Source organism: Enhydrobacter aerosaccus (assembly GCF_900167455.1).
In the GTDB taxonomy this organism is placed as follows: domain Bacteria; phylum Pseudomonadota; class Alphaproteobacteria; order Reyranellales; family Reyranellaceae; genus Reyranella; species Reyranella aerosaccus.
On record NZ_FUWJ01000022.1, the window covers coordinates 1 to 19,461 of the forward strand.

The 19,461-nt window shown below is 68.2% G+C and carries 14 protein-coding genes; 4 read left to right on the forward strand and 10 right to left on the reverse strand.

Annotation, left to right across the window (positions count from 1 at the left end):
• From cysC to mgtA, 3 genes are all read left to right on the forward strand, one after another.
• On the forward strand, window positions 1–1,472 hold a 1,472-nt coding region (gene cysC, locus B5D62_RS32345; protein ID WP_085938230.1), incomplete at its 5' end, for an adenylyl-sulfate kinase.
• Between the two features lie 76 nt (window positions 1,473–1,548).
• Window positions 1,549–2,262: an MgtC/SapB family protein gene (locus B5D62_RS32350; protein WP_085938231.1), complete on the forward strand. Its 714-nt coding sequence runs from the start codon at window positions 1,549–1,551 to the stop codon at window positions 2,260–2,262.
• Between the two features lie 103 nt (window positions 2,263–2,365).
• Window positions 2,366–4,954: a magnesium-translocating P-type ATPase gene (gene mgtA / locus B5D62_RS32355; RefSeq protein WP_085938232.1), complete on the forward strand. Its 2,589-nt coding sequence runs from the start codon at window positions 2,366–2,368 to the stop codon at window positions 4,952–4,954.
• Between the two features lie 2 nt (window positions 4,955–4,956).
• Here the strand turns inward: mgtA and B5D62_RS32360 are convergent, their stop codons facing one another.
• The 3 genes from B5D62_RS32360 to B5D62_RS32370 all read right to left on the reverse strand — a co-directional run bounded on the left by B5D62_RS32360 (window position 4,957) and on the right by B5D62_RS32370 (window position 7,515).
• Complete coding sequence (locus tag B5D62_RS32360) at window positions 4,957–5,433, reverse strand: GNAT family N-acetyltransferase (RefSeq protein ID WP_085938233.1); 477 nt, start codon at window positions 5,431–5,433, stop codon at window positions 4,957–4,959.
• A gap of 228 nt (window positions 5,434–5,661) precedes the next feature.
• On the reverse strand, window positions 5,662–6,807 hold the full coding sequence (locus tag B5D62_RS32365) for an LLM class flavin-dependent oxidoreductase (protein ID WP_085938234.1): 1,146 nt from the start codon (window positions 6,805–6,807) through the stop codon (window positions 5,662–5,664).
• Between the two features lie 105 nt (window positions 6,808–6,912).
• The gene (locus B5D62_RS32370; RefSeq protein ID WP_170921262.1) at window positions 6,913–7,515 is read right to left on the reverse strand and encodes a TetR/AcrR family transcriptional regulator; all 603 of its coding nucleotides are present in this window, start codon (window positions 7,513–7,515) and stop codon (window positions 6,913–6,915) included.
• A gap of 89 nt (window positions 7,516–7,604) precedes the next feature.
• On the opposite strand from B5D62_RS32370, the gene B5D62_RS32375 reads away from it, so the two are divergent.
• Window positions 7,605–9,989, forward strand: coding sequence for a xanthine dehydrogenase family protein molybdopterin-binding subunit (locus tag B5D62_RS32375; protein WP_085938236.1), 2,385 nt, complete (start codon window positions 7,605–7,607; stop codon window positions 9,987–9,989).
• Here the strand turns inward: B5D62_RS32375 and B5D62_RS32380 are convergent.
• From B5D62_RS32380 to B5D62_RS32410, 7 genes are all read right to left on the reverse strand, one after another.
• Window positions 9,986–11,080 carry an adenylate/guanylate cyclase domain-containing protein gene (locus B5D62_RS32380; RefSeq protein ID WP_085938237.1) on the reverse strand — a complete coding sequence of 365 codons (1,095 nt, stop codon included), beginning with the start codon at window positions 11,078–11,080 and terminating at the stop codon, window positions 9,986–9,988. The two genes, B5D62_RS32375 and B5D62_RS32380, sit on opposite strands and share 4 nt — an antisense overlap.
• A gap of 153 nt (window positions 11,081–11,233) precedes the next feature.
• Entirely contained in the window at window positions 11,234–11,599 is a 366-nt protein-coding gene (locus tag B5D62_RS32385) for a response regulator (protein ID WP_085938238.1), read from the reverse strand.
• Entirely contained in the window at window positions 11,596–14,967 is a 3,372-nt protein-coding gene (locus B5D62_RS32390) for a GAF domain-containing protein (protein WP_085938239.1), read from the reverse strand. Before B5D62_RS32390 ends, B5D62_RS32385 begins: the two co-directional genes overlap by 4 nt.
• Window positions 14,964–15,935, reverse strand: a complete 972-nt coding sequence (locus tag B5D62_RS32395; protein ID WP_085938240.1) for an ABC transporter substrate-binding protein — start codon at window positions 15,933–15,935, stop codon at window positions 14,964–14,966. Before B5D62_RS32395 ends, B5D62_RS32390 begins: the two co-directional genes overlap by 4 nt.
• The gene (locus B5D62_RS32400) at window positions 15,932–16,870 is read right to left on the reverse strand and encodes an ABC transporter substrate-binding protein (protein WP_085938241.1); all 939 of its coding nucleotides are present in this window, start codon (window positions 16,868–16,870) and stop codon (window positions 15,932–15,934) included. Before B5D62_RS32400 ends, B5D62_RS32395 begins: the two co-directional genes overlap by 4 nt.
• A complete protein-coding gene (locus B5D62_RS32405; protein WP_085938242.1) occupies window positions 16,867–17,847 on the reverse strand; it encodes an ABC transporter substrate-binding protein in 981 nt (326 codons plus the stop codon). The genes B5D62_RS32400 and B5D62_RS32405 overlap by 4 nt, the downstream gene beginning before the upstream one ends.
• Before the next feature lie 374 nt (window positions 17,848–18,221).
• A complete protein-coding gene (locus B5D62_RS32410; RefSeq protein ID WP_085938243.1) occupies window positions 18,222–19,433 on the reverse strand; it encodes a CaiB/BaiF CoA transferase family protein in 1,212 nt (403 codons plus the stop codon).
• Window positions 19,434–19,461 lie beyond the last annotated feature (28 nt).

The window sequence follows — 19,461 nt, forward strand, 5'->3', positions numbered from 1 at the left end:
TGGAGCAGACGCGCCGGCATGCCGCGATCGTGTCGCTGCTGGGGATCCGGCACGTGGTGCTGGCGGTGAACAAGATCGACCTGGTGGGGTTCTCGGAGGCGCGGTTCCGCGAGATCGAGGCGGCGTTCACGGCCTTTGCCGCGCCGCTGGCGTTCCATTCCGCCGTCGCCATCCCGCTGTCGGCGCGGCTGGGGGACAACGTCGCCGAGCGGTCGGCGCGCACGCCGTGGTACGCCGGGCCGTCGCTGCTGGGCCATCTCGAGACGGTGGAGACGGATACGGAGGCGGCCGGGGCGCCGCTGCGTTTCCCGGTGCAGTGGGTGAACCGGCCCGATGGCGAGTTCCGGGGCTTTGCCGGCACGGTGGCCAGCGGCCGTGTGGCGGTGGGCGATCGCGTGGTGGTCGCGGCGTCGGGACAGACGACGGAGATCGCGCGCATCGTCACCTTCGACGGCGACCTGCCGAGCGCGGCGGCCGGGCGCTCGGTGACGCTGACGCTGAAGGACGAGGTCGACGTGGCGCGCGGCGACGTGCTGGCCGATCCGCGGCAGCGTCCGACGGTGACGCGGCGGTTCGCGGCCGATCTGGTCTGGATGGACGAGGCGGTGGCATCGAGCGGCAAGCGCTTCCTGCTCAAGATCGGCACCGCCACCGTTCCGGCGGTGCTGTCGCGCGTCGTCGATATTCTCGACATCGAGTCGCTGCAGCGCCAGCCCGCAACCAGGCTCGCCCTCAACGCCATCGGCCGCGTCGAGATCGAGACGACCGTCCCGGTCACGTTCGATCCCTATACCGACCATCGCGGCACCGGCGCCTTCATCCTGATCGATCGCGCCACCCTGCGCACCGCCGCCGCGGGCATGGTCGCCTCGGGTCTCGATGCGGCGCGCGACGTTCATCGCCATGCCGAGACGGTGACGCCGCGCCTGCGGGCCGATCTCAAGGCGCAGCAGCCGCTGGTGGTCTGGCTCACCGGCCTGCCGGGCTCGGGCAAATCGACCATCGCCAACCTCGTCGAGCGCAAGCTGATCGAGGCGGGACGCCAGACCATGCTGCTCGACGGCGACAACCTGCGCCAGGGCCTGAACGCCGATCTCGGCTTCGACGCCGCGTCCCGGTCGGAGAATGTGCGGCGCGTCGGCGAGGTCGCGAAGCTCATGGCCGATGCCGGTCTCATCGCCATCGTCGCCCTGGTCTCGCCCTTCCAAGCCGATCGCACCCGTGCCGCCGCGTTGCTGCCCGAGGGGCGCTTCCTCGAGATCTTCGTCGATACGCCGGCGGAGATCTGCCAGCAGCGCGATCCCAAGGGCCTGTATGAGAAGGCCGGGCAGGGCAAGGTGCTCAACCTCACGGGGCGCGACCAGCCCTATGAGCCGCCGGAGGAGCCGGCGCTGATCCTGCGCACGGCCGAACTCTCGGCCGACGCTGCGGCGGACGCGGTCGTCGCGCTGGTCGTGGAGCGGACCGCCTAGCCCTGGGTGCTCCGCTGGACGCGATCGCCAACCCGGCCGTCATGAAGGCTTAACAGTCGGTCGCCACTGAAGTGGCATGGTATTCGACAGCTCGGTGCTCGCCTCGGCAGCGCTCCGCTTTGCCGTCGCGCTCCTGCTGGGCTCGGCGATCGGCTTCGAGCGCCAGTGGAACCAGAAGATGGCGGGGCTGCGCACCAATGCCCTCGTGGCTTTGGGCGCCAGCGGCTTCGTCTTCTTCTCCGGCATGGTCGGGCAGGGCGATCCGACCCGCGTCGCCGGCCAGATCGTCACCGGCATCGGCTTTCTCGGCGCCGGCGTCATCCTGCGCGAAGGGATCAATGTCCACGGCCTCAACACGGCGGCAACGCTCTGGTGCTCGGCCATGGTCGGAACCATTGCCGGCGCCGGGTACTTCGCGCCCAGCGCTGTCGCCGCGGCCTTCGTGATCGGCACCAACCTCCTGCTGCGGCCCCTGGTGCGGCGCGTGAACCGCTTCACCCTCACCGCACCCGATGCCGAGACCTATTACTCGGTCGAGATCATCTGCAGGGCCAGCGAGGAAGGACATATGCGGTCGCTGCTGCTGAACGGCCTCACCCATGCCGGATTGGGATTGCGCCGCTTGGACAGCGAGGATGTTCCGGACACCACCAAGGTCGCCGTCACCGCCCAGGCGGTCGCCGCCAAGCGCACCGATGCGGCGCTCGAGCAGATCGTCGGCCGGCTCATCCTCGAGCCGAGTGTCACCGGCGCGACCTGGCAGGTCGATCGCTCGATCCCCGACTCCTGACGCCCGCCCAAGCCTGCCCGGCGACCCTTGCCGGTTTGAGACAGGTCATGGCACGCTGCCCGGCCCGGCGGTTGGATCGATCGATCTTTGAGGCGGTTCCGGGATGCCACTCGATTCCTCCGACAGCGACAAAGGGTTTGCCGAACTCTGCGGGCTGTCTCCCACCGACATCTGCGCCAGGCTCGATGCGAGCCCGAACGGGCTGGCGGAGGAGGAAGCGGCGCGCCGCCTGCGCCAATACGGCCCCAATCGGGTCGCCGGCGAGCGGCGGGCAACGGTCCTCGAGGAGCTGTGGTCGGTCGCCCGCAATCCGCTGAACGCGCTGCTGCTGGGACTGGCCGTCGTCTCCTATTTCCTGGGTGACGTGCGCGCCGCGATCGTGATCGCGGTGATGGTCCTGCTGGCGGTCGGCACCGCCTTCATTCAGCAGCATCGCTCCAATCGGGCTGCGGCGGAATTGCGGGCGATGGTGCATACGACGGCGAGCGTGCGGCGGCTTCCCGCGCCCGCGGACGATCCGTTCCGCGAGATCGCCATCGACCAGCTCGTGCCGGGCGATGTCGTGAGTCTCTCCGCGGGCGACATGATCCCGGCCGACCTGCGCCTCCTCGATGCCAAGGATCTGTTCGTCAACCAGGCGGCGCTGACCGGCGAGGCGATGCCGGTCGAGAAGTTCGGCCATGCCTGCGACAAGGGTGAGGGTGCGTTCGACCTCGGCAATATCTGCTTCATGGGCGCCAACGTCGTCTCCGGCTACGCCACCGGGTTGATCGTCCGCACCGGACCGCGCACCTATTTTGGCCGTCTCGCCCACGAGATTGTCGGCCGGCGGGTACCGACGGCCTTCGACCGCGGCATCGACCGCTTCACCTGGCTGATGATCCGCTTCATGGCGGCGATGGTGCCGTCGGTCTTCCTGATCAACGGGCTGACCAAGGGCAACTGGCTGGAAGCGCTGTTCTTCGCCGTCGCCGTCGCGGTCGGGCTGACGCCGGAAATGCTGCCGATGATCGTCACAGTCAACCTGGCCAAGGGCGCGATCATCCTGTCGCGCGCGAAGGTCATCGTGAAGCGGCTGCACGCGATCCAGAATCTCGGCGCCATGGATATCCTGTGCACCGACAAGACCGGGACGCTGACGCAGGATCGCATCATCCTGAAGCGTCATCTCGATATCTACGGCAACGAGTCCCAGCGCGTGTTGCAGTACGCGTTCCTCAACAGCCATTTCCAGTCGGGCCTGCGCAACCTGCTCGACCGGGCGGTGCTGGCCCATGGCGAGTTGCATCTCACCCACGGCGCCGAGTCCGGCTACAGCAAGGTCGATGAGATACCCTTCGATTTCGCCCGTCGCCGCCTGTCCGTCGTCGTGGCGCGCGAGGACGGCAAGCACGTCCTGATCTGCAAGGGCGCGGTGGAAGAGATTTTCGCCGTCTGCACGCGCTATGCCGTCGATGGCGAGACCGGCGCGCTGGACGAAAGCCATTTCGCGGCCGCCGTCGAGGAGACGCGGGCGCTGAACGCCGATGGTTTCCGCGTCGTGGCCGTCGCCTACAAGGAACTCGATGCCGCGAAGGCGACCTATTCGGTCGCCGACGAAGCCGACCTCGTCCTGCTGGGCTATATCGCCTTCCTCGATCCGCCCAAGGAGACGGCCCGCGAGGCGCTGTCCGCCCTTGCGGCGAAGGGGGTGCGGGTCAAGGTCGTGACCGGCGACAACGAAGTCATCACCCGCAAGATCTGCAACGAGGTCGGGCTCGTCGCGGGCGAGATCCTGACCGGCGGCCGCATCGAGAAGATGGGCGATGCGGAGCTGGCCGAGCTTGCCGCGCGCACCACCGTCTTCGCCAAGGTGAGCCCGGCGCAGAAGGAGCGGGTGGTGAAGGCGCTGCGGGCCCAGGGACACGTCGTCGGCTTCCTGGGCGACGGCATCAATGACAGCGCGGCCCTGAAAGTGGCCGATGTCGGGATCTCGGTCGATTCGGCGGTCGATATCGCCAAGGAATCGGCCGACATCATCCTGCTGGAGAAGAGCCTGCTGGTCCTGCATGCCGGCGTGATCGAGGGCCGGCGCATCTTCGCCAACATCGTGAAGTACATCCGCATGGGCGCGAGCTCGAACTTCGGCAACATGTTCAGCGTCCTGGGCGCCAGCCTGTTCCTGCCGTTCCTGCCGATGGCGCCGCTGCAGATCCTCACCAACAACCTGCTGTACGACTTCTCCCAGACCGCCATCCCGACCGACAATGTCGACGAGGAGTATGTCGCGCAGCCGCGCAGCTGGGATATCGGCAAGCTGTTCCGCTTCATCCTGTTCATCGGCCCGATGAGCTCGATCTTCGATTACGCGACCTACGGCATGATGCTGTTCATCTTCGATGCCTGGACCAACCCGGCGCTGTTCCAGACCGGCTGGTTCGTGGAATCGCTTCTGACCCAGACGCTGATCATCCACATCATCCGCACCGCGCGGATTCCCTTCGTGCAGAGTCACGCCAGCCCGGCGCTGATCGCTACGACCATCATCATCTGCGCCATCGGCATCGCCCTGCCGTACACCTGGATCGGCGGCGCACTGGGCTTCGTGCCGCTGCCGGCGCTTTACTGGCCGCTCGTCGCCGCGATGCTGCTGGCCTACGCCGTGCTGACGCATCTCGTGAAAGTATGGTTCGTCCACCGCTGGGGACTGTGACCTTACGCCGGCGCCAGGCGCTTGCTCATATACACCGTGACGCCGCCCAGGAACGCCTCCTCGCGATCGACGCCGTAGCCATGGCGGCGATAGAGGTCGACATTGCCGGTGAATTCGGGGTTCGTGTAAAGGCGCAGTTCGGATCGTCCCAGCGTTACCGCCAACCGTTCGGCATGGGCCAGCAGGTGCCGGCCGAGGCCGCGCCGCTGGAACGCGGGCGCGATGGCGATGTTCTCGATCAGCAGGTGATCGCCCTCGTCGATGGTTTCGATGAGGCCCGCCATTTCGGCGCCGCTGAACAGCAGGTCGACGATGTGCTCGCGGACCGCCTGTTCATAATCGGCTTTCATCGGCAATGGCTCGCGGCCGATCCGCGGCACCCACTTGGCGTAGGCGGCGCGCGTCAGCATGCGGACGGCTTCGGCATCGGCGGGCGAGGCGCGCCGGATCGACAGTCCCGCCGGAACATCGTGCTGCATCTGTGTTGTCCTTCTCCGGAAGACCAATAAAAAACCCGCCGAAAGGGCTCGGCGGGTTGCGGGCTGAACGCTGAAGGAGCGGGAAGCTAGCGGTAAGTCGCTCCCATCGCACCCTTTCGTCCCTCAGCACACGGCATCGCCGCCGGACGTGTCCAGCGTCGGCGGCGGTTTGCCTGTGTGACGGAAAAGGCGTTCATGCGCGGATCATCGCGGCGCGTGCGCAGACCGTCAAGCCGGCGCGAAGATGTCGCCGTGCCTCGCGCGCTTGGCTGCCGCGGCCGCGGTCTGACGCGGGCCGGCATAGGCGGGGTCGCGCTGCAGGATCGGCAGGGCACGATCGGCGAACAGGCGCACGTTCTTCTCGGCCTCATGATGCGGCAGGTTGCCGAAGGAGAACTCGGCCACCAGATGCTCGAGCCCGGTGACCTTCTGCAGCTCGCCGAGCTGCTGCAGGCAGTCGTCGGGCGTGCCGACGATCTGGATCGAGACATAGAAGTCGGTCGCCTTCTTGAGGTTGGCCGGATCCTTGAGCTTGGCATAGGTCCTGGCGGTCTTGCCGTAGGCCTCGTAGCCTTTGACCGAGGCGAGATGGCCGTCGGAGAAATGGTAGTGATCGTCGATCGATTGCCATTTGCGGCCGAGATAGCGGAAGGCGCGCTCCTCGGCCTCGGCGCGGCTCTCGGCGCAGGAGATGTTGGTGAGGATGATCGGCGGCTTGGGCTCGAAGCCGGCCGCCTGGCTCATCGCCTGGAACTTGTCGATGTCCTCGCGGCACTTGCTCCATTCGTTCTGCATGATCATCAGCATGCCGAAGCCGAGCTTGGCGATCAGCTCCGCCGATTCCGGGCTGACCGAGCTGGCATAGAAGCGCCGTTCCGGGTTGGAAATCGGCCGCGGCCGGATCGACATGCGCGGGATCCTGAAGAACTCGCCCTCGTGCTCGAAAGTCTCGTTGGCCAGCGCCTTGACCACGATCTGCGCCGCTTCGGCGAAGCGCGGGCGCGCCTCGCCCATGGGGATGCGGAAGCCGTCGTACTCGGTCGAGGCGGCGCCGCGGCCGAAGCCGAACAGGCAGCGCCCGCCGCACATGATGTCGAGCAGCGCGATCTGCTCGGCGACGCGGATCGGGTCGTGCCACGGCAGCACGATCACGGCGGTGCCGAGCTGGATGCGCTTGGTGCGGCCGGCGTAATAGGCGAGGAGCTGGGCCGGCGCCGGCGACATGGCGTAACCGGTGAAGTGGTGCTCCAGCGCCCACAGCGAGTCGAAGCCCAGCGGCTCGACCAGGTCTCCCAGGGCGAAGTGCTCCTGCACCACGGCCACATCCGGCCGGCCGTGCTCGTGGAGCATGTTCATGGCGATGCCGACTTTCATGGCGTTCCTCCTGTTCGTTGGGAGGAATTGTCGGACTGTCCGCCGGACCCGCGCAAGCGCCCCGGCCCGTCGGCCCACGCCAGCGTTCGCGCTGTGAAAGACGGCTCAGGCCCGGTCCGTGGCCGGGTCCGGATCGCCGATCGTCGCCAGATGCTGGCGGGCGGCGCGCAGGAGACGCGACGACAACGCCTCGTCATCGACCAGTCGCGACAGGAGGAGGGCGCCGACCATGCCGGAAACGATCGCCAGCGCCCGCGTCTCGGCCTCTGTCGGCGGCAGGTCGGGAAGCTGTCGGGCAATGGTGTCGACCAGGTGGTGGAAGCCCTCGGTCATGGCAGCGCGCGATCGCTCGTTGGTGCGCGCCACCTCGCCGCCGATGGCGGCCAGGGCGCAGCCCTTGTCGGGATGATCGCGATGCAACGGCCGCAGATACTGTCGTAGCGCCGTCTCCAGCCCCTGTCCCTTCGGCGCCTTGTCGGCCGTCTCGCCAAGTTCCGAGACCGTCCGATCGAGGGCATGGCGGCAGGCCTCGGCCAGAAGCTGATCCTTCGACTCGAAATGGCGATAGAACCCGCCATGGGTGAGGCCGAGCTTGCCCATGAGGTCGGAGATGCCGATGCCCTCCACGCCATGGGCGCGGAATTCTTCCGCCGCCTTCGCCACGATCCGCCGTCGGGTCTCCGCGGCCTCTTCCTTGGTTCGTCTCATGTCGGCTCTCCGAACGCGCTTGACTGTTAGATGATAACCGTCATCTATATAGATGTCGATCATCATCTATCTATCTGCGGGAGCGACCCATGCCAGATGCCGGATCCGCCGACCAATTGCAGGAGCGCGTGCCCTATGTCGGCCGGCCGCTCCGGCGGCGCGAGGATGCCCGCTTGCTCACCGGCCGCGGCCGCTATGTCGACGATATCGCTCCTCGCGACCTGTGCTGGGCCGCGGTGCTGCGGTCGCCGCACGCGCATGCGCGTCTGCGGCGCGTCGATACGGCCAAAGCCGCGGCCTTGCCCGGCGTGCTGCTGGTGCTGACCGCATCCGACGTTGCGGGGGCGATCGGCCCGATCCGGCCGAACTGGGTCATGCCGGGCAGCAAGGTGCCCGAGCAATTGGTGCTGGCGGCCGATACGGTGCGCTATGTCGGTGATCGCGTCGCCTTCGTCGTCGCCGAGACGCAGGCGGCCGCGCTCGATGCGATGGAGCGCATCGAGGTCGAATTCGAGCCTATGCCGTCGGTCGTCGACGAGGAGGCTGCGCTCGCCGATGGCGCGCCGCAGCTGCACGAGAACGTGCCACGCAATCTTGCCTATCTGCACAAATCCGGCGGCGGCGATTACGCCAAGGCGGCTGCCGAGGCCGATACGATCGTCAGGCTGCGGATCGAGAACAACCGGCTCGTGCCGACCTGTCTCGAGCCGCGCAGCATCGTCGCCGATCCGTCGCCGGCCGACGGCGCGCTGACCCTCTACATCGGCAGCCAGATCCCGCACATGACCCGGCGGTTCGTGGCCGAGACGATCGGCCTGCCCGAACATCGGCTGCGGGTGGTGGCGCCGGACATCGGCGGCGGCTTCGGCCCCAAGATGCATCTCTATGCCGAGGAACTCCTGTGTGCGCATGCCGCGCTGCGTCTCGGCCGACCCGTGAAGTGGACAGAGGGCCGCTCGGAGAGCCATGTCGCGACCACGCATGGCCGCGCCCATGTCGAGCACATCGAGCTAGCGGTGATGCGCGACGGCCGCATCCTCGGCATGAAGCTCACCAGCTACGCCAATGTCGGCGCCTATCTCTCCAACATGGCAACCGGCATTCCGACCGTGAATTGCGCCAACTTCGCGACCGGCACCTACCGAATCCCAGCCCTGGCCGCGACGGTCTACGTGATGCTCACCAACACCGTCCCGGTCGACGCCTATCGCGGCGCAGGCCGGCCGGAAGCCGCCTATATTGCCGAGCGATCGATCGAGGCGGTCGCGCGCCACCTGAAGCTCGATCCCGTCGAGGTGCGGCGCGTCAACTTCGTCCGCCCGGAAGACTTCCCCTATCATCCCTATGGCAGTCCGCGCCTGGCCTGGGACAGCGGCAACTATCAGGCCTGTCTCGATACGGCCCTGGCCATGATCGGACATGATCGGTGGCGTGCCCGACAGGAGGAGCTGCGCCAGGCGGGCCGCCATGTTGGCGTGGGCGTGGCTGCCTACACCGAGCTGTGCGGTATGGGGCCGTCCCGGTTGCTCGGCGCCATCGGCTTCGACCGCGGCGGCTGGGAAAGCGCGCGGCTGAGCGTTGGCGCCGGCGGCAAGGTCACCGTCTTCTCCGGCTCCATGCCCCAGGGCCAGGGCCATGCCACGAGCCTGGCGCAGATCGCCGCCGATGCGCTCCAGCTGCCGATCGACGACATCGATGTCGTGCAGGGGGACACCGCGCAGGTGCAGGCCGGCCACGGCACCTTCAACTCGCGCTCTATGGCCGTCGGCGGCTCAGCCGTGCGGGTCTGCGCCGACAAGATCATCGCCAAGGCCACTGCCATCGCCGCCGGCGTCCTGGAGGTAGCCGAGACCGACATCGTCTACCGCCATGGCGCGTTCATCGTGCCGGGCACGGATCTCGGGCCGGTGACCTTCCGCGATGTCGCGCGCCGCGCCTATGTCGCGCACAGCCTGCCGGCCGGGCTCGCCCCGGGCCTCGATGAAACGCTGTTCCACGATCCCACCATGCTGTCGGCGCCCTCAGGTGTGCACGCCGTCGTGGCCGAGGTCGATGTCGAGACGGGCGAGGTGACGCTGCTCGACTATGTGGCCGTCGACGATGCCGGCCGCATCATCAATCCATTGCTGGCCGAGGGGCAGATCCATGGCGGCGTGGTCCAGGGCATCGGCCAGGCGCTGTACGAGGGCGCCGTCTACGATCGCGTGACCGGGCAGCTCCTCAGCGGCTCATTGCTCGATTATGCGATCCCGCGCGCCGATCAGGTGCCGGCACTGCGCACTGCCTTCCACGAGACGCCGTCGCCGACCAATCCGCTCGGCGTGAAGGGGATCGGCGAGGCCGGAACGATCGGTGCGCCTCCGGCCGTCGTCGCCGCGGTGCTCGATGCCCTGGCGCCGTTCGGCATAGACCATCTCGACATGCCCCTGACGCCACAGCGCGTCTGGCGGGCACTGCAGGCCAAGCGTGCCTAGGCCTTGAGGCCGCGCAGCAACGCCACGGCTGCAGGACGCGCCATGCCCTTCAGTTGCCGTTCGCCCAGGTCCTCGATGTCGGCCATCTCCTCGATGGCGGCGGCGAGCCGGCCGCTCATCAGGACCTGGCCGTCGGCGGCCTCGCCGCACAGGCGGGCGGCGAGATTGATGACGGCGCCGATCGCCGTGTAGTCGAAGCGGTCCTCGAAGCCGATGCGGCCGAGCGTGGCGTAACCCTGGGCCATGCCGATGCCAAGTCCGAGCCTGTGGCCGCGCTTGGTCCAGATCGGCACCAGCGCGCCCACGGCGTCGCGCATCTCGAGGGCGAGGCGTGCGGCCCGCTGCGGCGCGTCCTCGCAGGGCAGCGGGTCGTTGAAGAACACCATCATGCCGTCGCCGGTGAAGCGGTCGAGCGTGCCCTCGTACTTGCGGATCAGCGGGCCGACCGCGCCGTGATACTCGGCCAGCACGGCCATGATGTCCTCGGGCTCGGCGGTCTCGGAGAAGCCGGTGAAGCCGCGCAGGTCGCAGAACAGGGCGACCACTTCGCGGCGGTGATTCTCCAGGATCTTCTCGTCGCCCGACGACACGATCGCCTGCGCGAGCTGGGGGGCGAGGAAGCTGCGCAGGCGGCTGACGCGCTGCAGTTCACCGACCTGATCGCGCACCTTGGCCTCGAGCCCGCGGTTGAGTTCCTGCACCTCGTCGTGCAGCGCCTTGATGCGCAGCATGGCCCGCACGCGGGCGACCAGCGCGCCGTGATCGATCGGCTTGGTGAGGTAGTCGTCACCACCGGCGTTGAGGCCGGCCACCACGTCCTTCGGCGTCGCCTTGGCGGTCACCAGGATCACGGGAATGAAGGGCAGCGTGGCATCGGCCTTGAGCCGTCGCACCACCTCCAGCCCGTCGATCTTGGGCATCATGATGTCGAGCAGGATCAGGTCGGGCAGATCCTCGCGCACCTTGGCGAGCGCCTGCTCGCCATCCTCGGCCACCGCCACTTCGTAGCCGAGGCTGCTGAGGCGCATGCGCAGGATCTCGACATTGTCGGCGACATCGTCGACGACGAGAATACGGGCCGGATCCCGCATTCTATTCTCCTCCCCGCGCGAAGCGGGGAGAGGTGCGCCCGTCATCGGGAGCGGAGGGGTCATGAGCGCCGACGCTGTTGCCTGCCCATGACCCCTCCGTCGCTGCGCGCCACCTCCCCACGCAGAGCGTGGGGAGGGATGACATTGCTCGCATCACTTCAGGATCTCCCGCACCTTGGCGAGCATCTGCCGCGGGCTGTAGGGCTTGGCGATGTAGCCGTCGCAGCCGGCGGCGCGCGCCTTCTCCTCGTCGCCCGACAGCGCGTAGGAGGTGACGGCGATCACGGGGATGGCGGCGAGCTCCGGGTTGGCCTTGATCCGCCGCGTCGCCTCGTAGCCGTCCATCACCGGCATCTGGATATCCATCAGAATCAGGTCCGGCTTGTGCTCCGCCGCCCGCGCCACGCCCTCGGCACCGTCATGGGCCTCGACCATGTCGTATCCCGCCATGCCCAGCAGATCGCGCAGGATCTGGCGGTTGTCCTCGGTGTCCTCGACCACGAGTATCTTCTTGCTCATTCGGCCGCGTCCTTGATCGGGGTAGCGTTGATCGGAATGGTGATCTTGAAGGTCGAGCCCTTGCCGGGCTCGGATTCGACCGTGATGCGGCCGCCATGCAGCTCGACGATCTTGCGCGAGATCGACAGGCCGAGGCCGGTGCCGCCCTTCTTGCGCGTGCTGCTGTTGTCGACCTGCTGGAACTCGTCGAAGATGCGTGCCTGATCCGCCGGTGCGATGCCCGGCCCGGTATCGACCACGGAAATCTCGAACCGGCCGGCCACCTCGACGGCGCCGATGCGCACGCTGCCTTCGTCGGTGAACTTGATCGCATTGCCGACGAGATTGAGCAGCACCTGCGACAGCCGTCGCGCATCGCCGGTGCCCATCGGCAGGCCCGGCGCAATGGCGGTCTCGAGCGCCAGGTTCTTGGCCTTGGCCAGCGACTCGGTGGCTGCCACCACCGTGCTCACCATGTCGGTGACGCTGTATTCCTCCAGCGCCAGCACGAGCTGGCCGGCCTCGATCTTGGACAGGTCGAGCACGTCGTTGATGAGGCCGAGCAGGTGGCGGCCGTTGCTCTGCACGCGTTCCAGCACGCCCTGCGCCTTCTCGGGAATGTCGCCGTAGAGTCCGTCGGCCATCATCTCGGTGTAGCCGATGATGGCGTTGAGCGGCGTGCGCAGCTCGTGGCTCATGTTGGCCAGGAACTGCGACTTGTGCTGGCTGGCGAGTTCGAGCTGGCGGCTCTTCTCCTGGATCTCGGTGAACAGCCGCACATTCTCGATGGCGATCACGGCTTGCGCCGCGAAGGCTTCCAGGAGCTGGATCTGGCGGGGCGTGAACCGGCCGGCCTCGGTCTTGCGCAGCCCGATGGCGCCAATCGCCTGGCCCTCGCGCAGCATCGGGGCATCGAGCGCCGCCTTGAAGCCCCACTGACCGCCCATTCGCTGGGCGGTAGCGAATTCGGCGGGATCGAGCGCCGGGATATCCGGGAAATGCACGGTGACGCCGTCGAGGATGGCGCGTCCCGGCGAAGTGTCGCGCAGCAGGGGATGATGCTCCTGCTCGGTCCAGGGCATCGGCCCCTCATGAGCGGCGCCGATCCAGCTGTTGCCCTCGCGCAGGATGATCACGGCATCCTCGGCGCCGCAGAAGCGCACGGCTGCCTTGGCCACTGCCGCCAGCACCGGCCCGACGTCGGTCGGCGACTGCGAGATGACATGCAGGATTTCCGCCGTTGCCGTCTGCTGTTCGAGCGATTCACGCAGCTCGGTGAACAATCGCACATTCTGGATCGCGATCACTGCCTGGGCGGCGAAGCTTTCCAGCAGCTCGATCTGCCGTGGCGTGAAAGCGCCTGCAGCGGACTTGCGCAGGACGACGGCGCCGATCGCCTCGCCCTCGCGCAGCATCGGCGCGGCCAGGGCGGCGTCGAAGCCATGCTCGCGCGAGACGCGCTGCGCGGTGGCGAACTCGGCGGGATCGAGGGCCGAGATGTCGGAGAAGTGCACCGTGTGGGCGTCGAGAATGGCGCGTCCGGGGGCGGTTTCGCGGTTGAGGGAATAGTGCCGGCCGATGTCTCCCGGCATGCGACCTTCGTGGCCGGCCGCTACCCAGTCGTCGCCGTCGCGCAAGCCGATGACGACGTCCTCGGCACCGCAGAACCGCAGCGCCGCCTTGGCCACTGCCTCCAGCACCGGGGCAACGTCGGTCGGCGACTGGGAGATGACGCGCAGCACCTCGGCGCTGGCGGTCTGCTGCTCCAGCGACTCGCGCAACTCGGTGAACAGGCGGACGTTCTCGATCGCGATGACGCCCTGCGCGGCGAAGGTCTCGAGCAGCTCGACCTGCCGCGGCGTGAAGGGGCCGGGTTCGGTCTTGCGCAGCACGATGACGCCGATGGCGATGCCGTCGCGCAACATCGGCGCCACCAGATTGGCGCGCCACTTGTGCTGGCGCGCCAGGGCAATGGCGGCGCCGTATTCGGCCGGATCGAGGGCCTCGATGTCGGGGGTGTGGATCGTGCGGCCGTCGACCATGGCGCGGCCGGTGGTGCTGGAGCGATCAAGCGGGCGGCGCTCGCCGACCCAAGCCGACAGTGGCCCCTCGTGCGCGGCGCCGACCAGGAACTCGCCGTCGCGCAGGACGATGGCGGCGTCGGTGGCGCCGCAGAAGCGGCGTGCGGCGCTGACGACGACGTCGAGCACCGGCTTCACGTCCGTCGGCGATTCGGAGATGACGCGCAGGATTTCCGCCGTCGCGGTCTGCTGGTCGAGCGATTCCGTCAACTCGCGGGTGCGATCCTCGACGCGCTGCTCCAGCGTGGCATAGGACTGTTCCAGCGCCTCGGCCGAGTGGTTGAACTGTTCGGCGAGCGATTCGAGCTCGTCGCCGGTTTTCACGGACAGGCGATGCCCGAACTCGCCGCCGCCGATACGCTGCGCGCCGGCCTGCAGGGCGCGGATCGGCACGACCATGCGCCGCGCCAGCAGCGCACCGGCAAGGCCCGCGATCGCGAGGCCCACCACCAGGAGGGCAAGCGCCCGCAGGCCGGTCGCGATCACCGGCTCCTCCGCTTCCGAGAGCGGCAGCTCGACGAACACCAGCCAGCCCAGTGCCGGGATCGGCGCGTGCGCCGACAGCACGGGAACGCCGGCGCGGTTGGTGGCGTCGACCGGGCCGGGGTCGCGGTCGCTGCCCTTTGGCGACAGGGCGGCCGCGACCTGGGCGAGCTTGCTCATGTCGGTGCCGCGCAGCACCAGGGAGATGTCGGGATGCGCGACCAGGCGGCCCAGCCGGTCGACCACATAGGCGTAGCCCTCCTGGCCGACCTTGATCTGCGAGATGACGTCCAGGATCAGCTTGAGATTGACCTCGGCCACGGTCACGCCGCTCTTGCCGCCGTGCGCGACCGCCATGGTCATGTACGGCTCGCTCTCCTTGCGGAAATAGACCGGGCCGAAATAGACGCGGTTCTTCATCGCGTCGACGAAGGCGGGATCCTGCGAATGGTCGGTGCCGGCACCCACCACGTCCATCGACAGCCGCGACACGCGCAACTGCTCGCGGCCCTCGCGGTCGAGCTGCACCAGCTCGGTGATGGCCGGCACTTGGCGCAGCAGCCGCACGTAATCGAAGCGCCGCTGGTCGACCGGCAGCGACGCCCATTGCGGATGTGCCACCCAGCCGATCTGCTGCTCGATGCCGCGCACGAAGGATTCGATCTGGCGCGCGGCCGACTCGGCCTTCTCGCGCTGCACCTCGATCGAGGCACGCTGGTTGTCGCGATAGACGAAATAGAGGTCGAGCGCGGCATTGATGACCAGCACGCCGGTCACCAGCCCGACGAACAGCGTGACGTACTTGAGGAACAGGCCGCGCTTCATTCGATGACCTCGTCGGCCGCCGCCAGCAGGGTCGGCGAGAAGGCGAGGCCAAGGCGGCTGGCCGTCGCGCGGTTCAGCACGAGCTTGAGCTGTGTCGGCTGTTCGACAGGCAGGTTGGCCGGCGTGGCGCCGCGCAGGATCTTGTCGACATAGGACGCGGCGCGGCGGAAATAGTCGGGAAAGTCCTGGCCGTAGGACATCAGCGCACCATAAGGCACCATCTCGCCGATACTGACGAAGCTGGGCAGTCCGTGCGCCTGCGCCAGTGCGCCGATGCGAGCCCGCTCGGTGAACAACAGAGATCCGCTGCCGACCACGACTCCATCCACCTTGGCCCGCGCCAGGGCCGAGAACGCGGTCTCGAAGGATGCCGGCGTCGATGCTTCGATCGGCGTCAGCGTGAGACCGAGTTGATCGGCGGCCGCCCGATAGGCCGGGACGAGCGTGCCATTGGCCGGCTGGTCCATCTCGAGCAACAGACCGACCCGCGAGAGATTGGGCACGGCTTCCTTGAACAGGGACAGACACTTTCCGGTGAGGTCGATGCTCATCAGAGAGAGTCCGGTCGCGTTGCCGCCCGGCCGCGCAAGGCTCGACACCAGGCCTTGCCGCACCGGGTCCGCGGCGAAGACGAAGACGATCGGGATGGTGCTGGTGGCTTGTTTGGCGGCGGCCGCGCCCAGGGCCGTCACGGCGACGATCGCGTCGAGCCTGCTGTCCGCGAATTGCTGGGCATAGAGGCGGTACTTGTCCGGCTGCTCGGCGGGATAGCGCTCTTCCAGGACGATCGTCTCGCCCTCGACGTAGCCGAGATCGGCGAACGCCTTGTGCAGCACCGGCCGATAGTCCCGCTCGTCCTCCGCGCTCGCGGCATGCCACAGGACGCCGATGCGCCGCAGCGAAGCGGCCTGCGCGCCGGCCGCCAACGCGCCTCCTGCCGACAGGACGAAAAGGTTGCGTCGCTTCACTCGATCACCTCGTCGACGCGGGCGAGGAACAAGGGGGAGAGGGTCAGGCCCAGCGTCTTCGCGGTCGTCAGGTTGATCACCAGCTCGACCTTGTCCGTCTGCCGGACGGGCAGGGCGGCCACGGGGGCGCCCTTGAGCAGCTTGTCGACATCCTCGGCCAGCAACATCGCCATGTCCTGCTGGTTGCCGCCATAGGACAGCAGACCACCGGCCTCGACGAATTCGCGTCGGAACGAGATCGCGGGCAGGCGGTATTTGAGCGCGGAAGCGGCTGCCGCAACCATGCCGAGGCTGGGCTGCACGAGCACCCCGTCCAGTCCGCGTCGCGCCATGCTTTCCAGGGCCGGCGCCACCTCCTCGGGCTTGCCGACCAGGACGGGCACGGCCTCGATCTTCTCGGCGCGCGTCACCGCCTCGACTTCCTGGCGCAGTGGCACATGGAAAGGGTCGAGGGCATTGAGGAGGACGCCGAAGAGCTTGGTCTGGGGCTTGATCTCGTGAAAGAGCTGGACGGCCTTGCCGGCGAGCGTGGCGCTCGGGCTGAACACGCCGGTCACGTTGGTCTCGGGCCGCGCCATGTTGGTGACCATGCCGGTGTCCGGCGCGGCGCCATAGAACACGATGGGGAGTCGCGACGTGGCCCGCTTGGCGGCGGCGATCGCGGGCGACAGCACCGCCACCAGCACATCGACCTTGAGGCGCACCAGGTCGGCCGCGAAGGCGTCGAGCCGGCCGCCCGCGGCGTCGGCGGCGCGATATTCGTAGGCGACCGTCCGGCCTTCACTGTAGCCGAGCTTCGCCATTGCCGCCCGGAACAACGACCAGACCGGTTCCGGATCGCCGGTGACCAGGAAGCCGATGCGAGGCATGCCCTGCGCCCGCGCCGGCAGCGCCGCTGCAGCGGTGAGGCCGGACAGCAGCGCCCGCCGATTCATTCAATGACCTCGTCCGCCCCACCGAGGATGTCGAGCGGAATGGTGAGGCCAAGCGCCTTCGCCGTCGCGAGATTGATCACCAGCTCGAAGCGCGACGGTTGCATGACGGGCAGGTCCTCGGGCTTGGTTCCCTTCAGGATGCGGCCGACATAGATCCCGGCCTGCCGGTAGCTGTCTGCGAAGTTGGTGCCGTAGCTCATCAGCCCGCCGCGATCGGCATATTCCCGCTGCGAGTAGATCGCCGGCACCTTGTACTGCGCGGCGAAGCGGACGAACTCGCTGCGGTGACTGTTGAAGAACGTGTCCTGCGCGACGGCCAGGCCGGCCAGCCGCTGGCGCGCTGCCTGGGCGAAGGCCGGTTCGAGGTCCTCGACCGTGCTGGCCTCCAGGATCTCGATGCGCCGATTGACCTGACGCGCGGCCGTCCTGAACTCGTTGGCCTGCAGCTTGGCGTCCGGATAATTGGGATTGATCAGGGCGCCGAGCCCGCGCTCGCCGGGAACGACGCGGGCCAGGATCTCCAGTCGCTTGGCCTCGAGAGAGGAGCCGATCAGGCTGACGCCGGTGATGTTGCCGCCGGGCCGGCTCAGGTTGGTGACGAGTCCGACCCGGATCGGATCGGCCGCACTCACGAACACGATCGGGATGGTCGATGTCGCTTCTTTCGCCGCCTTGGCAGGGTCGCTGCCGCCGGCGGCCAGGATGACGTCCACCTTCTGGGCCACGAACTCGCGCGCCAGCGGCAGCAGCCGTTCCTCGAAGCCATCAGCGGTGCGGACCTCGATCCGGACATCGCGACCGTCGACGAAGCCCTGCTCCTCGAGACCCTTGCGGAAGGCGGCCACGAACGGCGCCATGTAGGTGCCGGAAAAGGGATGGAGATAGCCCACCACCCGCATCCGGCTGGATTGGGCTTTGACGAGGGACGGTGCGGCCAGGCCGACGCCCAGCAGGCCGGTCAATGTACGACGCTTCATTCGATTCACCTCGTCGGCGCGCGCAAGCTGGCGCAGCCCAAGTTCGAGTTCGTTATCGGCCCCGGGATGGTGGCGGCACGCGCGTGTCGGCGGGCCAGCGGGATGCCGCCGTCGTGGACGAGGCCGATGGTCGAGGATCTTGCGGCGTCGCCGGTCCTGACAGCCGGGAACGAGACGGGGTGGCGATGCACCGCGCTTGCCGGGGCCCGACGGTGGTGCGGCGACGCGAATCGTCTGTGCCTGCCGCCCTTCGCCGCCTGCTTCATCCCCATCCCCCGACGCTGGCGGTCAGTGTACAGGCCCGCACTCCGTCGTCCACTTGGTTGGATGGACCTGTCTGCGTAAATGCAGGGGCGCTGAAGCGCGCGCGTCGATCACCCCAATGCCCCTTGCTGGCGCAGCCGGCCGATCTCGTCCTCCGTGTAGCCCAGCTCGGCCAGGATCTCGTCGGTGTGCTCGCCCTGATTCGGCCCGCGGCCGGGAACGGACGGGGAGGGGGCGAAGGACAGGCGGATGGGGGCGGAGATGGTGCGCGGCATCTCCGGCACGGCGCTGTCGACGATCGCCCCGTTGGCCACGGCCTGCGCATCCTCGGGCACGTCGCGCAAGACACCGAGCAGGCCGAAGGTGATCTCGTGCCGGCGCAGGCGCGTGCGCCACTCGGGCCACGGCTGGCTGGCGAAGATCGGGTCGAGGATCGCCGCCAGCTCCGTCGCATGGGCGCGCCGCGACTCGGTGGTCTGGAAGCGCGGGTCCTCAAGCAGGTCGGGCCGCTCCATGGCGGTGCAAAGTTCCGGCCACAGCTTGTCCTCGCGCACGATGGTGAGCTGGATCCAGCGCCCGTCCGCGGTCCGGTACTGATTGGCGAGGGCGCTGCGAGGGGCGGTGCGCGGCGGCCGCGGCGCCACGAAGGCGCCGAGCAACGCGCCCTGCGCCAGTAGCGCATTGGACCACAGGCCGCCCGCATGCAGCGACGAGGACACCTCGCTGCCCTCGCCGGTGCGCTCGCGATGCAGCAGCGCCATGCTGATGGCGGCGAACAGGTTCATGCCGGCCATCTGGTCGCCCTGCGCCGGCAGGGAGAAGGCCGGCGGACCGCCGGCATGGGTGAGCGCATCGAGGAGCCCGGAGCGGGCGAAGAAGGCGGTCGAATCGAAGCCGGGCTGCTCGGCATCAGGGCCCTGTTCGCCGTAGCCGGTCATCGACGCATAGATCAGACGCGGGTTGAGCGCGGCCACGTCGGCGTACCGCATGCGCAGGCGCTCGCGCACCTTGAGCGGGAAGTTCACCACCATCACGTCGGCCGTGGCCGCCAGCCGGTCGAACACGGCGTGGCCGTCGGGGTGCTTGAGGTCGAGCACCATCGCCCGCTTGTTGCGGTTGACGAGGTGCCAGCAGAAATTGACCGGATGCTGCGGAATCGAATGGGCCTGGCCGAGCTTGCGCTGCGGGTCGCCGTCGCCGGGCGGCTCGATCTTGATCACGTCGGCGCCATAGTCGCCCATCACGGTGGTGGCGACCGGGCCGGCGACGAAGCTGGCAAGGTCGAGTACCCGAAGTCCTTCCAGCGGTAGGGGCCCGCCCATTGATGTTTTCCTCCCGAACTCGTACACG

Bases quoted from the DNA above. Each gene is read 5' to 3' on its own strand.
- B5D62_RS32350 (WP_085938231.1), top strand. From the start codon at position 1,549: ATGGTATTCGACAGCTCGGTGCTCGCCTCGGCAGCGCTCCGCTTTGCC.
- mgtA (WP_085938232.1), top strand. From the start codon at position 2,366: ATGCCACTCGATTCCTCCGACAGCGACAAAGGGTTTGCCGAACTCTGC.
- B5D62_RS32360 (WP_085938233.1), bottom strand. From the start codon at position 5,433: ATGCAGCACGATGTTCCGGCGGGACTGTCGATCCGGCGCGCCTCGCCC.
- B5D62_RS32365 (WP_085938234.1), bottom strand. From the start codon at position 6,807: ATGAAAGTCGGCATCGCCATGAACATGCTCCACGAGCACGGCCGGCCG.
- B5D62_RS32370 (WP_170921262.1), bottom strand. From the start codon at position 7,515: ATGAGACGAACCAAGGAAGAGGCCGCGGAGACCCGACGGCGGATCGTG.
- B5D62_RS32375 (WP_085938236.1), top strand. From the start codon at position 7,605: ATGCCAGATGCCGGATCCGCCGACCAATTGCAGGAGCGCGTGCCCTAT.
- B5D62_RS32380 (WP_085938237.1), bottom strand. From the start codon at position 11,080: ATGCGGGATCCGGCCCGTATTCTCGTCGTCGACGATGTCGCCGACAAT.
- B5D62_RS32385 (WP_085938238.1), bottom strand. From the start codon at position 11,599: ATGAGCAAGAAGATACTCGTGGTCGAGGACACCGAGGACAACCGCCAG.
- B5D62_RS32390 (WP_085938239.1), bottom strand. From the start codon at position 14,967: ATGAAGCGCGGCCTGTTCCTCAAGTACGTCACGCTGTTCGTCGGGCTG.
- B5D62_RS32400 (WP_085938241.1), bottom strand. From the start codon at position 16,870: ATGAATCGGCGGGCGCTGCTGTCCGGCCTCACCGCTGCAGCGGCGCTG.
- B5D62_RS32405 (WP_085938242.1), bottom strand. From the start codon at position 17,847: ATGAAGCGTCGTACATTGACCGGCCTGCTGGGCGTCGGCCTGGCCGCA.
- B5D62_RS32410 (WP_085938243.1), bottom strand. From the start codon at position 19,433: ATGGGCGGGCCCCTACCGCTGGAAGGACTTCGGGTACTCGACCTTGCC.